This is a genomic window from Acidovorax sp. Root217 (genome assembly GCF_001428645.1).
In the GTDB taxonomy this organism is placed as follows: domain Bacteria; phylum Pseudomonadota; class Gammaproteobacteria; order Burkholderiales; family Burkholderiaceae_C; genus Acidovorax.
In genome coordinates, this window is the sequence record NZ_LMIH01000039.1 from 1 (window position 1) to 17,908 (window position 17,908).

Annotated in this window: 14 protein-coding genes and 1 pseudogene; 11 read left to right on the forward strand and 4 right to left on the reverse strand. The window is 68.5% G+C overall.

The genetic code is table 11. The annotated features are described in order from the left end of the window. Positions 1–107: 107 nt before the first annotated feature. The 4 genes and pseudogenes from ASE31_RS26175 to ASE31_RS26190 form a co-directional block, all read right to left on the reverse strand. Positions 108–1,904 (reverse strand): annotated as a pseudogene (locus tag ASE31_RS26175) (gamma-glutamyltransferase family protein). 182 nt (positions 1,905–2,086) lie between these two features. Beyond that, the gene (locus ASE31_RS26180; protein WP_057205320.1) at positions 2,087–3,646 is read right to left on the reverse strand and encodes an alkaline phosphatase; all 1,560 of its coding nucleotides are present in this window, start codon (positions 3,644–3,646) and stop codon (positions 2,087–2,089) included. 10 nt (positions 3,647–3,656) lie between these two features. Beyond that, a complete protein-coding gene (locus ASE31_RS26185) occupies positions 3,657–5,186 on the reverse strand; it encodes a GGDEF domain-containing protein (protein WP_057205322.1) in 1,530 nt (509 codons plus the stop codon). A gap of 100 nt (positions 5,187–5,286) precedes the next feature. Then, the gene (locus ASE31_RS26190; RefSeq protein ID WP_057205325.1) at positions 5,287–6,261 is read right to left on the reverse strand and encodes an NADPH:quinone oxidoreductase family protein; all 975 of its coding nucleotides are present in this window, start codon (positions 6,259–6,261) and stop codon (positions 5,287–5,289) included. 129 nt (positions 6,262–6,390) lie between these two features. Here ASE31_RS26190 and surE point away from each other — a divergent pair, with 129 nt between their 5' ends. The 11 genes from surE to ispG all read left to right on the forward strand — a co-directional run bounded on the left by surE (position 6,391) and on the right by ispG (position 17,800). Beyond that, positions 6,391–7,161: a 5'/3'-nucleotidase SurE gene (gene surE / locus ASE31_RS26195; RefSeq protein WP_057205328.1), complete on the forward strand. Its 771-nt coding sequence runs from the start codon at positions 6,391–6,393 to the stop codon at positions 7,159–7,161. After that, on the forward strand, positions 7,161–7,958 hold the full coding sequence (locus ASE31_RS26200; RefSeq protein WP_057205330.1) for a protein-L-isoaspartate(D-aspartate) O-methyltransferase: 798 nt from the start codon (positions 7,161–7,163) through the stop codon (positions 7,956–7,958). The genes surE and ASE31_RS26200 overlap by 1 nt, the downstream gene beginning before the upstream one ends. Positions 7,959–7,971: 13 nt before the next feature. Beyond that, positions 7,972–8,871 (forward strand): peptidoglycan DD-metalloendopeptidase family protein, encoded by a 900-nt coding sequence (locus ASE31_RS26205; protein ID WP_057205333.1) that lies wholly within the window; start codon positions 7,972–7,974, stop codon positions 8,869–8,871. A gap of 8 nt (positions 8,872–8,879) precedes the next feature. Continuing rightward, the gene (locus ASE31_RS26210) at positions 8,880–9,911 is read left to right on the forward strand and encodes an RluA family pseudouridine synthase (RefSeq protein ID WP_369819502.1); all 1,032 of its coding nucleotides are present in this window, start codon (positions 8,880–8,882) and stop codon (positions 9,909–9,911) included. Positions 9,912–10,110: 199 nt separating this feature from the next. Further along, a complete protein-coding gene (gene scpB, locus ASE31_RS32845) occupies positions 10,111–11,100 on the forward strand; it encodes an SMC-Scp complex subunit ScpB (protein WP_082604380.1) in 990 nt (329 codons plus the stop codon). Further along, the gene (locus ASE31_RS26220; protein WP_057205335.1) at positions 11,097–12,869 is read left to right on the forward strand and encodes a pseudouridine synthase; all 1,773 of its coding nucleotides are present in this window, start codon (positions 11,097–11,099) and stop codon (positions 12,867–12,869) included. The genes scpB and ASE31_RS26220 overlap by 4 nt, the downstream gene beginning before the upstream one ends. Positions 12,870–12,967: 98 nt before the next feature. Continuing rightward, entirely contained in the window at positions 12,968–13,393 is a 426-nt protein-coding gene (gene ndk, locus ASE31_RS26225; protein ID WP_007848912.1) for a nucleoside-diphosphate kinase, read from the forward strand. A gap of 87 nt (positions 13,394–13,480) precedes the next feature. Beyond that, positions 13,481–14,668 carry a 23S rRNA (adenine(2503)-C(2))-methyltransferase RlmN gene (rlmN, locus tag ASE31_RS26230; RefSeq protein ID WP_235514775.1) on the forward strand — a complete coding sequence of 396 codons (1,188 nt, stop codon included), beginning with the start codon at positions 13,481–13,483 and terminating at the stop codon, positions 14,666–14,668. Between the two features lie 26 nt (positions 14,669–14,694). Further along, positions 14,695–15,531: a type IV pilus biogenesis/stability protein PilW gene (pilW, locus tag ASE31_RS26235; protein WP_057205337.1), complete on the forward strand. Its 837-nt coding sequence runs from the start codon at positions 14,695–14,697 to the stop codon at positions 15,529–15,531. Continuing rightward, positions 15,524–16,483, forward strand: coding sequence for a helix-turn-helix domain-containing protein (locus tag ASE31_RS26240; RefSeq protein WP_057205339.1), 960 nt, complete (start codon positions 15,524–15,526; stop codon positions 16,481–16,483). Before pilW ends, ASE31_RS26240 begins: the two co-directional genes overlap by 8 nt. Continuing rightward, on the forward strand, positions 16,484–17,800 hold the full coding sequence (gene ispG, locus ASE31_RS26245) for a flavodoxin-dependent (E)-4-hydroxy-3-methylbut-2-enyl-diphosphate synthase (RefSeq protein ID WP_057205342.1): 1,317 nt from the start codon (positions 16,484–16,486) through the stop codon (positions 17,798–17,800). Positions 17,801–17,908: the final 108 nt, after the last annotated feature.

A 17,908-nucleotide genomic window follows, 5' to 3' on the forward strand; every position in this document is an offset into this window, starting at 1 on the left:
CTTCTTTTGGCGACGCAAAAGAAGGTGGGTGCGCCGCCGGGCGCACATCCCGGCTCCCGCCCTCCAACCAGGCAAACGGCGCGATTCCGGACGGGCCAGCAACGAAGTCAGTCCCCCATCACAACACCTTCACGCCGCGGATCCGCCCCCCCAAACCACAGCTTCTTCCCATGCGCATGCCCCCGCGCAATGGCCTGCAACCCACTGGTCATGTTCATCTCCCGCACCTCAGCCCCCCGTGCTCGTAATGTCTCCACGGTAAGGGAGGAGAACCGCTGCTCCTCCAGCAACGAAGGCCCGTTCATCGAGCCGAAGTTCGGCAGGTTGATCGCCTGCTGGGGCATCAACCCCCAGTTGAACACGCCGTACAGCGTCTTGGCCGTGTAGTGGATGATGGCCGCGCCACCAGGGCTGCCACCGCTCATCAGCAACTCGCCCGTGGCCTTGTCGAACACCAGGGTGGGCGACATCGACGAGCGCGGCCGCTTGCCCGGCTGCACGCGGTTGGCGACCGGCTGGCCCTGCGCGTCGGCCGGCGCAAAGCTGAAATCGGTGAGCTCGTTGTTCAGCAGAAAGCCCTTGACCATCTGCCGCGCGCCGAACTGGTCTTCGATGGTGGTGGTCATCGCCACCGCATTGCCGAAGGCGTCGACGATGCTGATGTGGCTGGTGCCGTACTCGGGCTGGTCAGGCATGGGCGCGTAGCTGGTGGCCACGGGGCCGGGCTTGCCGGGCTGGGCGAGCTTGAGGCTCTGCGTGCCGATGAGCTTGGCGCGCTCGGCCAGGTAGGCCGGCGCGATCAGGCTGGCCCAGTTGCCGGCGGGCGGCTGCACGAAGTCGGGGTCGGCCACGTACAGCGCCCGGTCGGCAAACGCCAGGCGCGCGGCGTCGGTGTACAGGTGCAGCCAGTCGGCCGTGGGCAGGCCGTCTTCGAGCGGCATGGCGGCGGCATCGGTGTTCTTCAGGATGCCCAGGATCTGCGCGATGGCGATGGCGCCCGAGCTGGGTGGCGGAAAGCCGCACATGCGGTAGTTTTTGCTCGCCACCGGGTAGTCGTGGCACAGGGGCTCGCGCTTCTTGGGCTGGTAGCCGGCCAGGTCGGCCATGCTGAGCTTGCCGGGATTGGTGGGGTGCTTTTGCACCTTGTCCACGATGGCCTGGGCGATATCCCCCTCGTGCAAGGCCTTGCTGCCTTCGGCGGCGATGCGGCGCAGCACGGCGGCCAGTTCGGGGTTGCGCAGGTTGAAGCCCACGTCGCGCGCATCGCCATCGGGCTTGTAGAAGTAGGCGGCGGCCACCGGGTCCTTCTTGAGGTGGACATCGGCCGCAGCCAGCGTGTTCAAGCGCGCGCTGACCTTGAAGCCGCCTTCGGCCAGAGTGATGGCGGGCTGGAACAGCGTGGCCCAGGGCAGCTTGCCGTGCTCCTTGTGCGCCATCTCCAGCATGCGCACGGTGCCCGGTGTTCCGACCTAGCGGCCACCCACCACACCGTCGTAGAACGGCATGGGCTTGCCGTCCGCGCCGAGAAAGAGCTTTTCGTCGGCCCCGGCCGGCGCGGTCTCGCGGCCGTCATAGGCCTCCACCTTGTTGCCTGCGCTGTGCAGTAGGAAGGCGCCCCCGCCGATGCCGCTCGACTGTGGCTCCACCAGCGTGAGCACCATCTGCACGGCAATCGCCGCATCCAGGGCCGAGCCGCCGGCCTTGAGGATCTGGTAGCCGGCATCGGTGGCCAGCGGGTTGGCGGCGGCCACGGCGAACTTCTCGGTGGCCCAGCCCGGCTTCTCGGTGTAGCCCGAGGAGCCCTCGGGCTGGGCGGGCACGGTGTACTCGAACCGGGGCGCGCTGGCACAGCCGGCCAGCAGTGCGGCCAGGGCCAGCAGGGTCAGGGTGGGTGTCTTGCGCATGGCTTGTCTCCAAGGGGGGGCTGGGATGAGAACCATGGTAAATCGCAGGCATGGCCGCAGCGCTCTCTTTTTACAGGCTGCTACAAGCGCAGGGTGGTGCAGGCAGAGGCAAGGATTGAATCCGTATCCACGCAGGAGGGCTGCCACCAGGGGCTGTATTGCTATCGTTCGATAGCTATTGATCAGGCGGCGACAGGCCCCGCGCGCTTGTCTTCAACGACAAAGCGCGCCAGCGTGCGGGCCCCGCTGTCCTCGCGCAACGGGTCGTCCAGCACGCGCAGGGTGGTGGTCCAGCGGGTGGGTGTGATGTCGGCCAGCCCATAGCCGCGCTGCTCGCATCGGGCCAGCAGCACGTGCGGGCTGTTGCGCACCACGGCGTCCACCTTCTCTTGCGTGGTGCCAGAGCGCGAGCTGATCGAGGTGCCGCAGAACTCGCTGGCGATCACCGGGGCATCGGGTCGCGCCGCATCGGCCAGCACGCGGCAGACATAGTTCTGGTGGATGTCGCCACCCAGCAGCACGGTGTTGCGTGGGGCGTGCTGGGCGATGGACTGCAGCAGGCGGGCGCGCGCGGCGGGGTAGCCGTCCCAGCTGTCGGTGGATACCATGCCTGAGGGGTAGTGGCGCGGCGTGAACAGGGTTTGCTGGGCGACCACGCTCCAGCGGGTGCGGCCGTCCTTTGCGTCGGCCGCCAGGCCCGCATCCAGCCACTGCTCCTGGGCCGTGCCCAGAAAGCTGCGGGCGGGTTCGGCCAGTTCGGCACAGTCTTTCGGGCGCACCGCGCCGGCACCGCTGGCACTGGCGGTGCGGCAGGCCTGCACGCTGCGGTACTGGCGCGCATCGAGCATATGCAGCTGTGCCAGCCGCCCCCAGGCCAGGCGCCGGTACAGCTGCAGGGCGGTAGTATCGCGCTGCACCAGGCTGGCGGCGCGCAGGGGCATGTTCTCGTAGAACGCTTGCCAGGCAGCGCTGCGCTGGGCCAGAAAGGCTTCGGGCTCGCCCTTGCCTGTGCTGCCTGCGTAGTCGTTCTGCACCTCGTGGTCGTCCCAGGTCACCAGCCAGGGGCAGGCGGCGTGGGCGGCCTGCAGGGCCGGGTCGCTCCTGTGCAGCGCGTAGCGGTCGCGGTAGTCGGCCAGGGTGGTGGCCAGGCGCAGGCCGTGCACGCGGGCCAGGCCTGTGCTGTCGCGCGGGCTGGCGTACTCGTAGATGTAGTCGCCCAGAAACAGCACCAGGTCGGGCGCATCCGCGCGCACATGGCGCCAGGCCGCGTAGTGGCCATGCTCCCAGCGCTGGCACGAGGCAAAGGCCACGCGCAGGCGTTCGGGCAGGGCATCGGCCGCCGGCGCGGTGCGCGTGCGGCCGGTAGCGCTCACGGCGTCGCCATGCATGAAGCGGTAGTGGTACCAGCGGCCTGGCGCCAGGCCGGCCAGCTCCACATGCACACTGTGGCCCAGGCCCGGCAGGGCCGTGGCCTGGCCGCGCTGGACGATGCGCTGGAAGCCCTCGTCGTCGGCCAGTTCCCATTGCACGGTGAGGGGCGTGCTGGCCTGGCCGGGCTCTGTGGGGACAAGGCGCGTCCAGAGCACCACGCCGTTGGCGCTGGGGTCGCCGCTGGCCACGCCCAGCGCAAAGGGGTTGCTCTGCTGGCGCTGCGGCTGGCCCCAGGCCCAGCGGGGCAGGGTGGTGGCGGCCGCGCCATGGGCCGCCAGCAGCAGGAACGAGCGGCGTTGCTGCGGCGTCACCGGCGGGGGCTCATGCCGCCATCACGCGGTTCTTGCCCGAGCGCTTGGCCAGGTACATGCTCTGGTCGGCGCGCTTGATGGCGTCGAAGCTGGTTTCCGAGTCATGCAATTGCGCCACGCCTGCGCTGAAGGTGATCAGGATCTTTTCGCTGCCCTGCAGGAAGAAGCGCGTGGTCAGCTCGCGCTGCAGGCGCGTCATCGCGGCCACGCCGGCCTCCACCGCCGTGTCGGGCAGCAGCAGCACGAACTCCTCGCCGCCGTAGCGGGCCAGCAGGTCCTGCGGGCGCATCACCTCGCGCGTGACCTTCGCCAGGTGCACCAGGGCGGCGTCGCCCACACTGTGGCCCAGGCGGTCGTTGATGAGCTTGAAGTTGTCGATGTCCAGCAGCGCAAAGCACAGCGGCGCACCCATGCGGCGGGCACGGGCGATCTCGCGCTCCATGGCCTCGTCCAGGCCCTTGCGGTTGAGGGTGCCGGTGAGCGGATCATGCCGGGCCTGGGCGCTGGCGCGGTCGAGCTCCTGCTGCAGCTTGGTGACTTCGGCGTGCTTGGCCTCGGTGCGCTCGCGCAGGTCCAGCAGCTCGGTGCGGGTGAGCTTGGTGTCCAGGGCCATGCTGCGCGTGGCGGTCATCACCTCCTCCAGCACCGGCGCGATCTCCTGCAGGCTGGCGGCCTTGCCGATCAGGTCGGCGCAGCGCTCCATGGTGCCCTGGTAGGTGGTGCTGGACGCGGTGATCAGTGCCAGGCGCTCGATGAAGGTGGCCAGAAGCTCCTTCATCTGCTCCTGGGCTTCCATGGTGCGCGCCTTGGCCTCGGTCTGTTTGAAGATCACGTCCTTCAGGCGCAGTTGCACATCGTCGAGCCGGCGCAGCGTGAGCGGCGGGGTGGACGCCGTCATCAGCGCCTCGGCCTGGCCTTGCAGCCATCGGTCGTCGGCGCTGAGCACGGCGATGTTCTCGAACACCATGTGCAGCAGTTCCAGCAGCCCTGCGCGGATGGCAGCCTGGTCCTCGGTGGCAAACGACAGCCGGTAGGTGAAGTTGCCCAGCATCAGCATCAGCGTGGGGATCAGCGGCGAGGGCTCGCGCAGGAACGTGGTGAGCTGCCCGGCCATGTCGTGCACACGCGCATCGTCCTCGCCCAGCGCTGGCAGGAGGTTGTCGATCAGGCGGGCCAGCAGTTCGGCCAGGTCCTGCGGCAGGACGCTGACGGGGGCGGGGGTTGCCACCTCGACAGGCGCGGCGGCGGCAGGGCTCAGGCCCAGGTTGGCATAGCCGACGAGCACGCTCTGCAGGCCGCTCCAGTCCTTGTTGGTGACGGCTTTCTCGAATTGGCCGAGCAGGCGCTTTTGCGCCGGGGTCTGGGCGGGAATCAGCCGCAGGATGCTGGCCAGCTGTGCGTCGGGAAACGGCGCAGCACTGCGCGCACCTGCGATTTCATCGTAGATGGACAGGTAGTTGTCCGGTGTGGGCGCCAGTCTGCGGGCCGCCAACTGCTTGAGCGTTTCGCGTGCGATTTCGTAGGGTTGACGGTCGGCCATGGGCGGGCACCAGTAACAGGGACTGCGTTGAACCGCGAGTTTGACACAGCGCCATGCTTTCCGTTACAGACGCCGCCATGGTGTCTGTTTTCGGTGCCGCTCAGTTGACCATGACCAGCTTGCCCATCACGCCACGCGAGCCCATGTGGGCGTAGGCGGCGGGCAGCTCGGCCATGGGCATGGTGCGGTCGATCACGGGTTTGATTTTGCCCTTGGCGTACCACTGCGCCAGCTCGCCCATCATGGCGGCATTGGCCTTGGGCTCGCGCTTGGCGAAGTCGCCCCAGAACACGCCGACGATGGAGGCGCCCTTGAGCAGCGCCAGGTTGAACGGCAGCGCCGGGATCGGGCCCGAGGCAAAGCCCACCACCAGGTAGCGCCCGCGCCAGGCGATGGAGCGGAACGCCGGCTCAGCGAAATCCCCACCCACGGGGTCGTAGATCACATCGGGGCCCTTGCCATCGGTCAGCGCCTTGATTGCCTCGCGCAGGTTCTCCTTGCTGTAGTTGATGGTGGCGTCGGCGCCAATGGAGGTGCACAGCGCGCATTTCTCGTCGCTGGAGGCGGCGGCGATCACGCGCGCCCCCATGGCCTTGGCGATCTGGATGGCCGAGGTGCCCACGCCGCCGGCGGCGCCCAGCACCAGCACCGTCTCACCGGCCTTGAGCTGCGCCCGGTCCACCAGCGCATGGTAGGACGTGGCGTAGATCATGATGAAGGCAGCCGCATCCACGTGTGAGAAGCCCGGCGGCAGCGGCATGCACAGCGCGGCCGGTGCAATCGTGTGGGTGCCAAAGCCCCCGGTGCCCGACAGGCAGGCCACGTTCTGGCCCACCTGCAGGTGGGTGACGCCTTCGCCCACGGCCTGCACCACGCCCGCGTACTCCGAGCCGGGCACGAAGGGCAGTGGCGGCTTCATCTGGTACTTGTTCTGCACGATCAGCAGATCGGGGAAGTTCAGGCTGGCGGCCTTGATCTCGATCAGCACCTCACCCGCCTTGGGCGTGGGCGTGGGCAGTTCGGTCCAGGCGAGGGCCTCGACGCCGGTGGGGTTGGTGCAAAGCCAAGCGTGCATGGAAAAAGTCTCCTGTCAGTGATGCGCCGGATGATAGGCGCGGCGTCTGGCCGTGCGATGTCCCCCGAGCGACGGGGGCACCCGTGTCGGTCGCGTCCTACAATCCAAGGCAAACCCCGACCACACTCCATGAAGATCCTGATTTCCAACGACGACGGCTTCCAGGCCCCTGGCATCGTGGCGCTGCATGGCGCGCTCAAGACGCTGGCGGGCGTGGAGGTGGAAGTGGTCGCGCCCGAGCACAACAACAGTGCCAAGTCGAACGCGCTGACCCTGCATTCGCCGCTGACCGTGACCAAGGCGGCCAACGGCTTTCGCTATGTGAACGGCACGCCGGCCGATTGCGTGCACATCGCCCTCACGGGCTTGCTCGGCTACCGGCCCGACCTGGTGGTCTCGGGCATCAACAACGGCGCCAACATGGGCGACGACACGATCTACTCGGGCACCGTGGGCGCCGCCATGGAGGGCTATCTCTTCGGCGTGCCGGCCATTGCCTTCTCTCAGGTGGACAAGGGCTGGGGCGAGATCGAGGCGGCCGCCGCCAAGGCGCGCGAGATCGTGGAGCAGATGCTGGCGCAGAGCCTCGTGACCGAGGTGCCCTGGCTGCTCAACGTGAACATCCCCAATATGCCGCTGGCGGCGCTCAAGCCCATCAAGCTGTGCCGCCTGGGGCGCCGGCATGCGGCCGAGCGCGTGATCGTGCAGGAAAGCCCGCGCGGCGAGGCCATGTACTGGATCGGCAACGCGGGCGCGGCCAAGGACGATGCTGAGGGCACGGACTTCCATGCCACGGCGCAGGGGCATGTGGCCATCACCCCCCTGAAGGTGGACCTCACGGACCACGACAACCTGGGCTACTGGGCGCAGACCGCCTCAAAGCTCGCGGCGGGCATGTGATGCAGAGGCGTCCCGGCTTTCCCGCCAGGCTCCCGGGCAGCGGAGCACCGGCACCACGCCCTGCAGGGGCCGGCGCGGGCGCACCCAAGGGCACCGGGGCCGGGCTGGGCCAGCGGGCCCCGGCCGCCATGGCGGTGGGCGTGGGCCTGGATTCGGCGGCCGTGCGCAACCGCATGGTGCAAAAACTTGCGGCCGGGGGCATCACCTCGCCTGCCGTGCTGCAGGCCCTGGCGACGGTGGAGCGCCACCGCTTCGTGGACAGTGGCCTGGTCAACCAGGCGTACGAAGACACCAGCCTGCCGATCAGCCTGGGGCAGACGATTTCCAAACCCAGCGTGGTGGCGCGCATGTGCGAGCTGCTGCTCTCGGCCGAGAGTGCCCGACCCGCCGGGCTGGGCCGCGTGCTGGAGATCGGCACCGGCTGTGGCTACCAGGCGGCCGTGCTTGGCCTGCTGGCGCGCGAGGTCTACACCATCGAGCGCCTGCGCGGCCTGCACGACAAGGCGCGCGACAACCTGCGCCCGTTTCGCCTGGCCAATGTGCACCTGATGCTGGGCGACGGCATGCTCGGCTACGCCAAGGGCGCCCCCTATGCGGCCATCATCGCCGCCGCCGGAGGCGACGCCGTACCGCAGGAATGGTGCGACCAGTTGGCGATGGGCGGAAGGCTGGTGGCGCCCATGGCGGTGGCCGGTGGGCAGCAGATGTTGCTGGTAATTGACAAGACCCCACACGGGTTGAAACAAAGCGTGCTCGAGCCGGTTCACTTTGTCCCTCTAAAATCGGGGATTGCCTGAAGGGAAAATGCTTATGTTGGTATCGCGTGGTCTTGTTGCAGGGTTTACCGTGGCGTTGCTGTTGGTGGGCTGTGGAACACGGATGACCAAGGCCCCTGTGGAGGACCGGGGAACCTATGCCGGTGCCATGACCACCACGAACGGATCGCCGCAGCCCGGGGTGGTGGCCGCGCCCATCAAACCCCTGCCGGGGGCAGAGAATGCCGGAAAGCCCGGCTACTACACCGTCAAGCCCGGTGACACCCTGATCCGCATCGGCCTGGAAAACGGCCAGGGCTGGAAGGACATTGCCCGCTGGAACAACCTGACGAACCCCGACCTGATCGAGGTCGGCCAGGTGCTGCGCGTCGTCGCACCCAGCGCGACCCCGCCGCCTGTGATTGCCGCCGATACCGGTGTGGTCACCCGCCCGGTGACGTCCACGACCATCACCCCATCGACCCCGACGGCGACCCCGCTGCCGCCCGCATCCACCGCCAGCGGGGCCAAGCCTGTCACGCCTGCGCCAGCCGTGGCTGCCGCACCGGCACCGAGCGCGGGTGAGGACGACCTGAACTTCATCTGGCCCGCATCGGGCTCGCTGCTGGCGGGCTTCGACGAGGCCCGCAACAAGGGCTACGACATCTCCGGCAAGGCCGGTGACCCGGTGCTGGCCGCTGCGGATGGCCGCGTGGTGTATTCGGGTGCCGGCCTGCGGGGCTACGGCAACCTGGTGATCCTCAAGCACAACAACACCTTCCTCACGGCCTATGCGCACAACCAGACGCTGCTGGTCAAGGAAGACCAGACCGTGCGCAAGGGCCAGAAGATCGCCGAGATGGGCAGCACCGACGCCGACCGCGTGAAGCTGCACTTCGAGATCCGCCGCCAGGGCAAGCCGGTGGACCCCGCACGCTACCTGTCGGCGCGTTGAGCGCCGTGGTGGCGCCCGCGCACCCCGGCACCGAGCCCGGCCTGCCCGGGCCGGACGAGGAGGGGGCCGGCGAGGAGTGGGCGAGCGAGGAAGCGGGCGGTGCCGATGCCGAGTTGCGCCAGATGCAGGTGGGCACGGCTCAGCATGCGGCCCGCCTGGACCGGGCGCTGGCCGAGCTGGTGCCCGAGCTGTCCCGCAGCTACCTGCAGCAACTGCTGGCCCAGGGGCTGGTGCGCCTGAACGGCAGCCCGGCCACCAAGGCATCGCTCAAGGTCAAGGCGGGCGACGGCCTGACCCTGGAGATGCGCCCCACGCAGCAGAGCCAGGCCTTTCGGCCCGAGGCGATGGACATCGACGTGGTCTACGAGGACGAGCACCTGCTGGTGGTGAACAAGCCTGCCGGCCTGGTGGTGCATCCGGCCCCCGGCAACTGGAGCGGCACCTTGCTCAACGGCCTGCTGGCGCGCGACCCCAAGGCGCTGCTGGTGCCGCGCGCGGGCATCGTGCACCGGCTGGACAAGGACACCAGCGGCCTGATGGTGGTGGCGCGCGAGCGCGCCACCATGGACGCGCTGGTGGCCATGATCGCCGCGCGCACCGTGCACCGCCAGTACCTGGCGCTGGCGCACAAGCCCTGGGCAGGCAATGCCCGCCGCACGGTGACGCAGCCCATCGGCCGCGACCCGCGCAACCGCCTGCGCATGGCCGTGGTCGACCTTGCCAGCCATGCCGGCAAGCCGGCGCGCACGGATTTTCGCCTGCTGGAGGGCGCGGACCAAGGCTGCTGGGTGGAGTGCACGCTGCACACCGGCCGCACGCACCAGATCCGCGTGCACATGGCCTCCATCGGCCACCCTCTGGTGGCGGACGTGCTCTATGGCGGCGTCCCTGTGGGCGCGCTGCAGCGCCAGGCGCTGCATGCCTTTCGCCTGGCGTTCACCCATCCGGTCACGGGCCAGCCGCTGGAGTTGCATGCACCGCTGCCCCTGGATATGCGCGATGCACTGTCTTTTTGGGGCCTGCGTTACAATGGCGCATAGCGAAACGCAGGTATCTGTGTTTCCAGGCCTGACCGGCCCTGGGGCGTGAACACCACGCCCTGAACCCGAAGACGGAATCCCGCCGGGCCCCCGCGTCGCACCAGCGGCCGCGCAATATGCGCCCCTTTGATGGATCCCTGCTGTTGGTGTGGCCCCTTGTCACGACACGTGCCGCCTTTTTTCCCGGAATCGCTGAACCATGAACACGGTGGATGCCAAACGGGTCCTTGAGACTGCCCTGATTTGCGCGCAGCAGCCCGTGCCGCTGCGCGAAATGCGGGTGCTGTTCAACGACGCCCTGGGTACGGACACGCTCAAGCTGCTGCTGCTCGACCTGCAGCGCGACTGGTCCCACAGCGGGGTGGAGCTGGTGCAGGTGGCCACCGGGTGGCGCCTGCAAAGCCGCCCCGAAATGCGCGAATACCTGGACCGGCTGCACCCCGAGAAGCCGCCCAAGTACACGCGTGCCGTGCTGGAGACGCTGGCCATCATTGCCTACCGCCAGCCGGTGACGCGCGGCGACATCGAGGACATCCGCGGGGTGACGGTCAACAGCCTGATCATCAAGCAGCTCGAAGACCGTGGTTGGGTCGAGGTGATCGGCCACCGCGAGACGGTGGGGCGGCCTTCGCTGTTTGCCACCACGCGCCAGTTCCTCGACGATCTGGGCCTGGCCTCGCTGGACCAGTTGCCCATGCTGGAGGATGCCTCGGGCCATGCCAACGTGCTGGAGGCCATGGCCGCTGCAGCGCAGGGCGTGATCGGGTCAGAGGAAGAAGAGGGTGCTGCCGGGGAGGCCGTGGGTGAGGAACCCGGTGCCCAGGCTGCGCCGCAAGGCGGGGAGGGCGGTGAAGCCGCCGCCCCCGTGCCACCCGTCGAAGACGGTGGGCATGCCGGCGAGGGTGGCACGCAGGCGCAGCAGAACCTGCTGGACCTGGATGGCCGGCTTGAAGGCGAGGCTGCGGTGCCCGATGTGCCGGCCGACGGTGCGTCGCAAGAGGCACCCGCCCGGCTGGAGCCGGACAGCCAGTTGCTGGCCGGCAGCGGTGAAGAAGACACGACGGGCGGGACCGGTCCGGCAGACCCCGCACCCGCTGCGGATGATTTGAACAAGAGCGCGCAGAGCGATGAAGAGCTGCGCGATGACGATGACGATGCCCGCCGTGGCATCCAGGGAAAGCTTCCATGAACGATTCGACGACACCCGACGCATTGCCCGACGCCCCCGGCACCGAGCAACCGCCCGAGGCGGCCACGCCGCCCGCCAAGCCGCGCCGCGCGCCGCGCAAGAAGGCGGTGGTGCAGGCCGATGAAGCCGCCGCCGTGCAGGCGCCCGTGGCGCCCGCCGAGGCATCGTCGGCACTGGATGCCGGTAGCGAGCCTGCGGTGAAAAAGCCCCGCAAGCCGCGCCAGCCCCGCGTGGCTGCCGATGTTGCCGATGGCGCCGAGGTGGCGCAGTCCACGCCGCAGCTGGCCGTGCAGGACGTGCCGCCCCCGGCCGTGGCGCCTGCAGAGCCTGCGGCTGCCCTGGATGCTCCCGCAGCGGTCGATGGCGACGCAGTGGACAGGGCGCCCGTGCCGGCCGAGGTATTGGTCGACCGTGCGCCCGGTGCGCGCATCTATGGCGACGCCCCTGCCGCACCGCGCGGCGATGCGCAGGAGCGCCGGGAGGGCCGCAAGGAAAGCCATGGCAAGGGGCAGAATCACCAAGGTCAGGGCCCCAAGGGACCCCGGCCGCAGCACGGCGTGCAGGGCTACCAGTTCGAGGACGTGGTGTCCGGCCAGTTCGATGCGGACGAGGAGTCCGGCGAGGAGGTGCCCCTCAAGCGCGTGCTGCTGCCCCAGGTGGAGACACCCAAGCTGCACAAGGTGCTGGCGCAGGCCGGCCTGGGCTCGCGGCTGGAGATGGAGCAGCTCATCCTGGAGGGCCGCATCTCGGTCAATGGTGAGCCGGCCCACATCGGCCAGCGCATCCAGTTCGGCGACCAGGTCAAGGTCAATGGCAAGCCCATCCGCTACCGCATCGACCCGCCACCGGCACGCGTCATCGCCTACCACAAGCCCGTGGGTGAAGTGGTGTCGCACGACGACCCGCAGAACCGGCCCACCGTGTTCCGCAAGCTGCCGCGCCTGCAGCAGGGCAAGTGGCAGTCCGTGGGCCGGCTGGACCTGAACACCGAAGGCCTGCTGCTGTTCACCAGCTCGGGCGAGCTGGCCAACAAGCTCATGCACCCGCGTTTTGGCCTGGAGCGTGAGTACGCCGTGCGCGTGCTCGGCGCCCTGAGCAACGAAGAAAAAACCAAGCTGATCGAGGGCGTGCGCCTGGACGACGGCATGGCCGCCTTCGGCTCCATCGAAGACGGTGGCGGCGAAGGTGCCAACTGCTGGTACCGCGTCACCATTTCCGAAGGCCGCAACCGCGAAGTGCGGCGCATGCTGGAGTCGGTGGGCCATGCGGTCAGCCGGCTGATCCGCATCCGCTATGGCGCCATGGTGCTGCCGCGCGGCCTCAAGCGCGGTGCGTTCCTGGAGCTGGACGAAAGCGACATCCGCGCACTGGTGAAGGCCGCAGGCGCCGGGCGCGACCCGTTGGAAGACCGTGGCGATGCCGCGCCGGGCGAAGCTGCCCCCGCAGGCAACAAGCGCGGCAATATCCGCCGTGGCGGCCCGCGCGGCGACGGCAGCCGCCGCGATCAGCCTCCGGGCGCCGGTGCCAACGGCCCGCGCGGCCAGAAGCCCCGCCGCGATGGCGGCGGTGGTGGTGGCCAGGGCGCTCGGGGTGGCAATGGTGGTGGCAACAACAATGCCGACCGCGCGCGTGGCGGCTCGGCCCAGCCCGATCCGATGAAGACCTCGGTCGGCTACATCGGCACCGACAGCCTCTCGCGCCACCGCCAGGCCCAGCGCGCCCCCGGTGGCGGTGGTGGTGGCGGCCCGCGCCGTGGCCGTGGCCGCTGATTTACAGGGGGTACCCGGCGCACGGTTAGAATCGAGGGTTTTGTCCGCTGGGCAAAAGAATCCGCATCGTTTATATCAATCCAATCAGGAAAAACACCATGGCAATCGAACGCACTCTCTCCATCATCAAGCCTGACGCGGTCGCCAAGAACGTGATCGGCCAGATCTACGCCCGTTTCGAAGCTGCCGGCCTGAAGGTTGTGGCTGCCCGCATGGTGCACCTGTCGCGCCTGGAAGCCGAGCAGTTCTACGGCGTGCACAAGGCACGTCCCTTCTTCAAGGATCTGGTCGATTTCATGATCTCCGGCCCCGTGATGATCCAGGCCCTGGAAGGCGAGAACGCCATCCTGAAGAACCGCGAACTGATGGGCGCCACCGACCCCAAGAAGGCAGAAGCCGGCACCATCCGCGCTGACTTCGCCGACAGCATCGACGCCAACGCCGTGCACGGTTCCGACGCTGCCGAAACGGCTGCCGTCGAAATCGCCTTCTTCTTCCCTGGCCTGAACATTTACACCCGCTGAGATGGTGGTCCCCATGCTTGAGCCCACCCCGGTGGGGCGGCCGCACCATGGGGACGACTGCGAGCGGTTACCCGAAGGGATGCCGCTATGACCACGACTGAAACCGCCACCGCTGTGGTTGCCGCGCCTGCGGCAGCGACAGCGACCCCGGCCAAGACCACCAACCTGCTGGAGTTCGATCTCGACGGGTTGGCTGCCTTCTGCGAAAAGCTCGGGGAAAAGCGCTTTCGCGCGACCCAGCTGTTCCGCTGGATCCACCAGCGCGGTGCGCGCGATTTCGACGCCATGAGCGATCTGGCCAAGGCCCTTCGCGACAAGCTCAAGGGCTGCGCGCACGTGCAGGCGCTGCCGGTGATCTCCGAGCATGTCTCGGCCGACGGCACCGTCAAGTGGCTGTTCGACGTGGGCGGCGGCGATGCGGTCGAGGCGGTGTTCATTCCTGAGGACGACCGCGGCACGCTGTGCATTTCCTCCCAGGCCGGTTGCGCTGTGGGATGCCGGTTCTGCTCCACCGGCCACCAGGGCTTCAGCCGCAACCTCACCACCGGTGAGATCGTGGCCCAGCTGTGGTTTGCCGAGCACGCGCTGCGCGCGCGCCTGGGCAAGACGGAGCGCATCATCTCCAACGTGGTGATGATGGGCATGGGCGAGCCCTTGCAGAACTACTCGGCCCTGGTGCCGGCGCTGCGCGTGATGCTGGACGACCATGCCTACGGCCTGTCGCGCCGCCGCGTGACGGTGTCCACCTCGGGCGTGGTGCCCATGATCGACCGGCTGGCTCAGGATTGCCCCGTGGCCCTGGCCGTTTCGTTGCATGCACCCAACGATCCGCTGCGCGACAACCTGGTTCCACTGAACCGCAAGTACCCGATCGAAGAGCTGCTGGCCGCGTGCAACCGCTACCTGGAACACGCGCCGCGGGACTTCATCACCTTCGAATACTGCATGCTGGACGGGGTCAACGACCAGCTCGAGCATGCACAGCAACTGATCGACCTGGTCAAGCCCGCACGCGGCGCGGGCGTGCGCTGCAAGTTCAACCTGATCCCCTTCAACCCGTTCCCGGCGTCGGGCCTTTTGCGTTCGTCACAGGCGCAGGTGCTGGCCTTTGGCAAACTGCTGAGCGACGCGGGCATCGTGACCACGGTGCGCAAGACGCGCGGCGACGATATTGACGCCGCTTGTGGTCAATTGGCCGGTGACGTCAAAGATCGCACAAAAGCGGCGGAACGCATGGCCAAACAGCGCACAATCGCGCTCAAACTGGTGACATGACACAACGAACTTGAAGGAGGCTCTACATGGTGGGATTGGTTGAACGCTGGCAGCGCATGGGCCGCTGTGCGCTCCTGGCCTGTGGGGTGGTGGCTGGCGTGGCAGGGCTCTCGGGCTGTGCGAGCGGCGGCAGTGGCCCCTCGGCCGGCGAGCCCGGCGGTGCTGTCTTCACCCAGTCCGATGAGCCCGAGGCGCGCCGCCGCGCGCGCATCCGCCTGGAGCTGGCGACCAACTACTTCGAGAACGGGCAGACCACCGTGGCGCTGGACGAGGTCAAGCAGGCCCTGGTCGCCGACCCCACCTATTCCGACGCCTTCAACCTGCGCGGCCTGATCTACCTGCGGCTCAACGAGTTCGGCCAGGCCGAAGAGAGCTTTCGTCGCGCGCTCGGTCTGCGCAGCAACGACCCCAATCTGCTGCACAACCTGGGCTGGCTGCATTGCCAGCAGCGCAAGTACGCCGAGGCCGACCAGAGCTTCGTGACGGCCCTGGCCAACCCGGCCTATACCGCGCGCAGCAAGACGCTGATGGCGCGCGGCCTGTGCCAGATGGAAGCCGGCCAGGTGGCCGAGGCCGAGCAGTCGCTGCTCAAGGCCTATGAGCTCGATGCTGCCAACCCGGTGGTGGGCTACCACCTGTCGTCGCTGCTGATGCGCCGCAATGAGCTCACGCGGGCGCAGTTCTATATCCGCCGCCTGAACAACAGCGATTTCTCGAATGCGGAAACGCTGTGGCTGGGCATCAAGGTCGAGCGCGGCCTGGGCGACACCGTGGCCATGCGCCAGCTGGGTGATCAATTGCGCAGGCGTTTCCCGGAAGCGCGTGAGACGGGTGCCTATCAGCGTGGGGCTTTCAATGAGTGATTCGGTGACAGGGGTTTCGGTGCACACAGAGGCACAAGAGATGCCAGGGGGGCGGACGGCCGGTACCTTGCTGCGCGAAGCGCGCATGGAGGCGGGCCTGCACATTGCGGCGCTGGCCGTGGCCCTGAAGGTGCCGGTGGCCAAGCTGGAAGCCCTGGAGTCCGACAATTTCGCGGTGCTGCCCGATACGGTGTTCGTGCGGGCCCTGGCATCGAGCGTGTGCCGCACCCTCAAGATCGACCCGGCGCCCATTCTGGCGCTGCTGCCGCAAAGCAAGAGCCCGCGCCTGGTGGCGGGCAATGCGGGGATCAACGCGCCGGTCAAGGGCAGCAGCTCCAGTGCGGGCAATGGCTCCTTCGCTCCAGCGTCCTCGGGCGGCAAAAAGTCCTGGGCCATCGCCGTGGTGGTGCTGGCCTTGCTGGCGGGTGCCCTGGCCATCATGTTTGTCCCTGCCGACCGCAATCCGTTCGGCGGCAGCGCGGGGGATGAGGCGCCGGCGTCTCCCCCCGTGGCTGCCCAGGAGCCGCAAGCCCCCGTGGCTGCGGCCTCCGGCCCGGCCGCTGTGCCCGCACCCGCTGCGGCTGTGGTGGCCGCGCCTGCTGCGACGCCTGCAGCCCCTGTGCCTGCGGCAAGCCCTTCCGCTGCGGTGGCAGCCAGTGCGGCCACCCCGGCCGTGGCGGCATCGACTCCCGAAGCGGCTGCGGCTGCCTCGGCCTCCAGCGTGCTGACCCTGAGTGCGCGCGGCGCCTCGTGGGTGCAGGTGCGCGATGCCGGCGGAACCATTGCGCTGCAGAAGAATCTGGCAGTGGGGGAGTCGGTGGCCGTTTCGGGCACGCTCCCTCTGGCGGTGGTGATTGGCCGGGCCGATGTGACCGATGTGTTTGTGCGTGGCAAGCCATTCGCGCTGACCACCGTTTCGCGCGACAACGTTGCGCGCTTTGAGGTGAAATAAGTGGACAAGTCCCTGATCGATCTGGCCCCGATTGCCATTGCCCAGCCGGCCCCTCGGCGCTCCCGCCAGGCCCGTGTGGTCTGGGGTTCGCGCGTGGTCACGGTCGGGGGCGATGCGCCGGTGCGCGTGCAGTCCATGACGAATACCGACACGGTGGACGCCATTGGCACCGCCATCCAGGTCAAGGAGCTGGCCCAGGCCGGTTCCGAGTTCGTGCGCATCACCGTCAACACGCCCGAGGCGGCGCAGGCAGTGCCTTACATCCGCGAGCAGCTCGACCGCATGGGTGAAACCGTGCCGCTGGTGGGGGATTTCCACTTCAATGGCCACCGCCTGCTGACCGACTACCCGGACTGCGCGCAGGCGCTGTCCAAGTACCGCATCAACCCCGGCAACGTGGGCAAGGGCGACAAGCGCGACCGCCAGTTCGGCCAGATGATCGAGGCCGCCATCCGCTGGGACAAGGCGGTGCGCATCGGCGTGAACTGGGGCAGCCTGGACCAGGAGCTGCTGGCCGAGCTGATGGACACCAACAGCCGCCGCGCCAGGCCCTGGGAGGCGCGCCAGGTGATGTACGAGGCGCTGATCACCTCGGCCATCGAGTCGGCCCGCCGTGCGGAAGAAATGGGCCTGAACGGCGACCAGATCATCCTCTCGTGCAAGGTCAGCGGTGTGCAGGACCTGATTTCCGTGTACCGGGCCCTGGCCCAGCGCTGCGACTACGCGCTGCACCTGGGCCTGACCGAGGCCGGCATGGGCACCAAGGGCACGGTGGCGTCGGCCACGGCGCTCTCCATCCTGCTGCAGGAAGGCATTGGCGACACCATCCGCGTGTCCCTGACCCCGCAGCCCGGCGAGGCCCGCACCCAGGAAGTGGTGGTGGCCTCCGAGATCCTGCAGTCGCTGGGCTTGCGCATCTTCGTGCCCAGCGTGACTGCCTGCCCCGGCTGTGGCCGCACGACCAGCACCACCTTCCAGGACCTGGCCAAGCAGATCGACGACTACCTGCGCGCGCAGATGCCTGTGTGGCGCGTGAAGTACCCGGGCGTGGAAAAGCTCAAGGTAGCGGTCATGGGTTGCATCGTCAACGGCCCCGGCGAGAGCAAGCATGCCGACATCGGCATCAGCCTGCCCGGTACCGGTGAAGCCCCGGCCGCCCCGGTGTTCATCGATGGCGAGAAGGCCCTGACCCTGCGCGGCGAGAACATCGCCGCCGAGTTCCACCAGCTGGTGGAAAACTACATTGAAAAGCGCTTCGGCGGCTCCCATCCGGTGGCTGCCCCGGCGGTGGGTGCGCCTGACAGCGCGCTCGCCTGACCCGGCGGCGGCCGACGCCCCTGCGACAATCGCACCCTGCGGGCCCGAACGGCCCAGCGAGGCGCCTCCCCGGAGCCGCCTCCCGTACCCCTATTCAACTGGAAACCA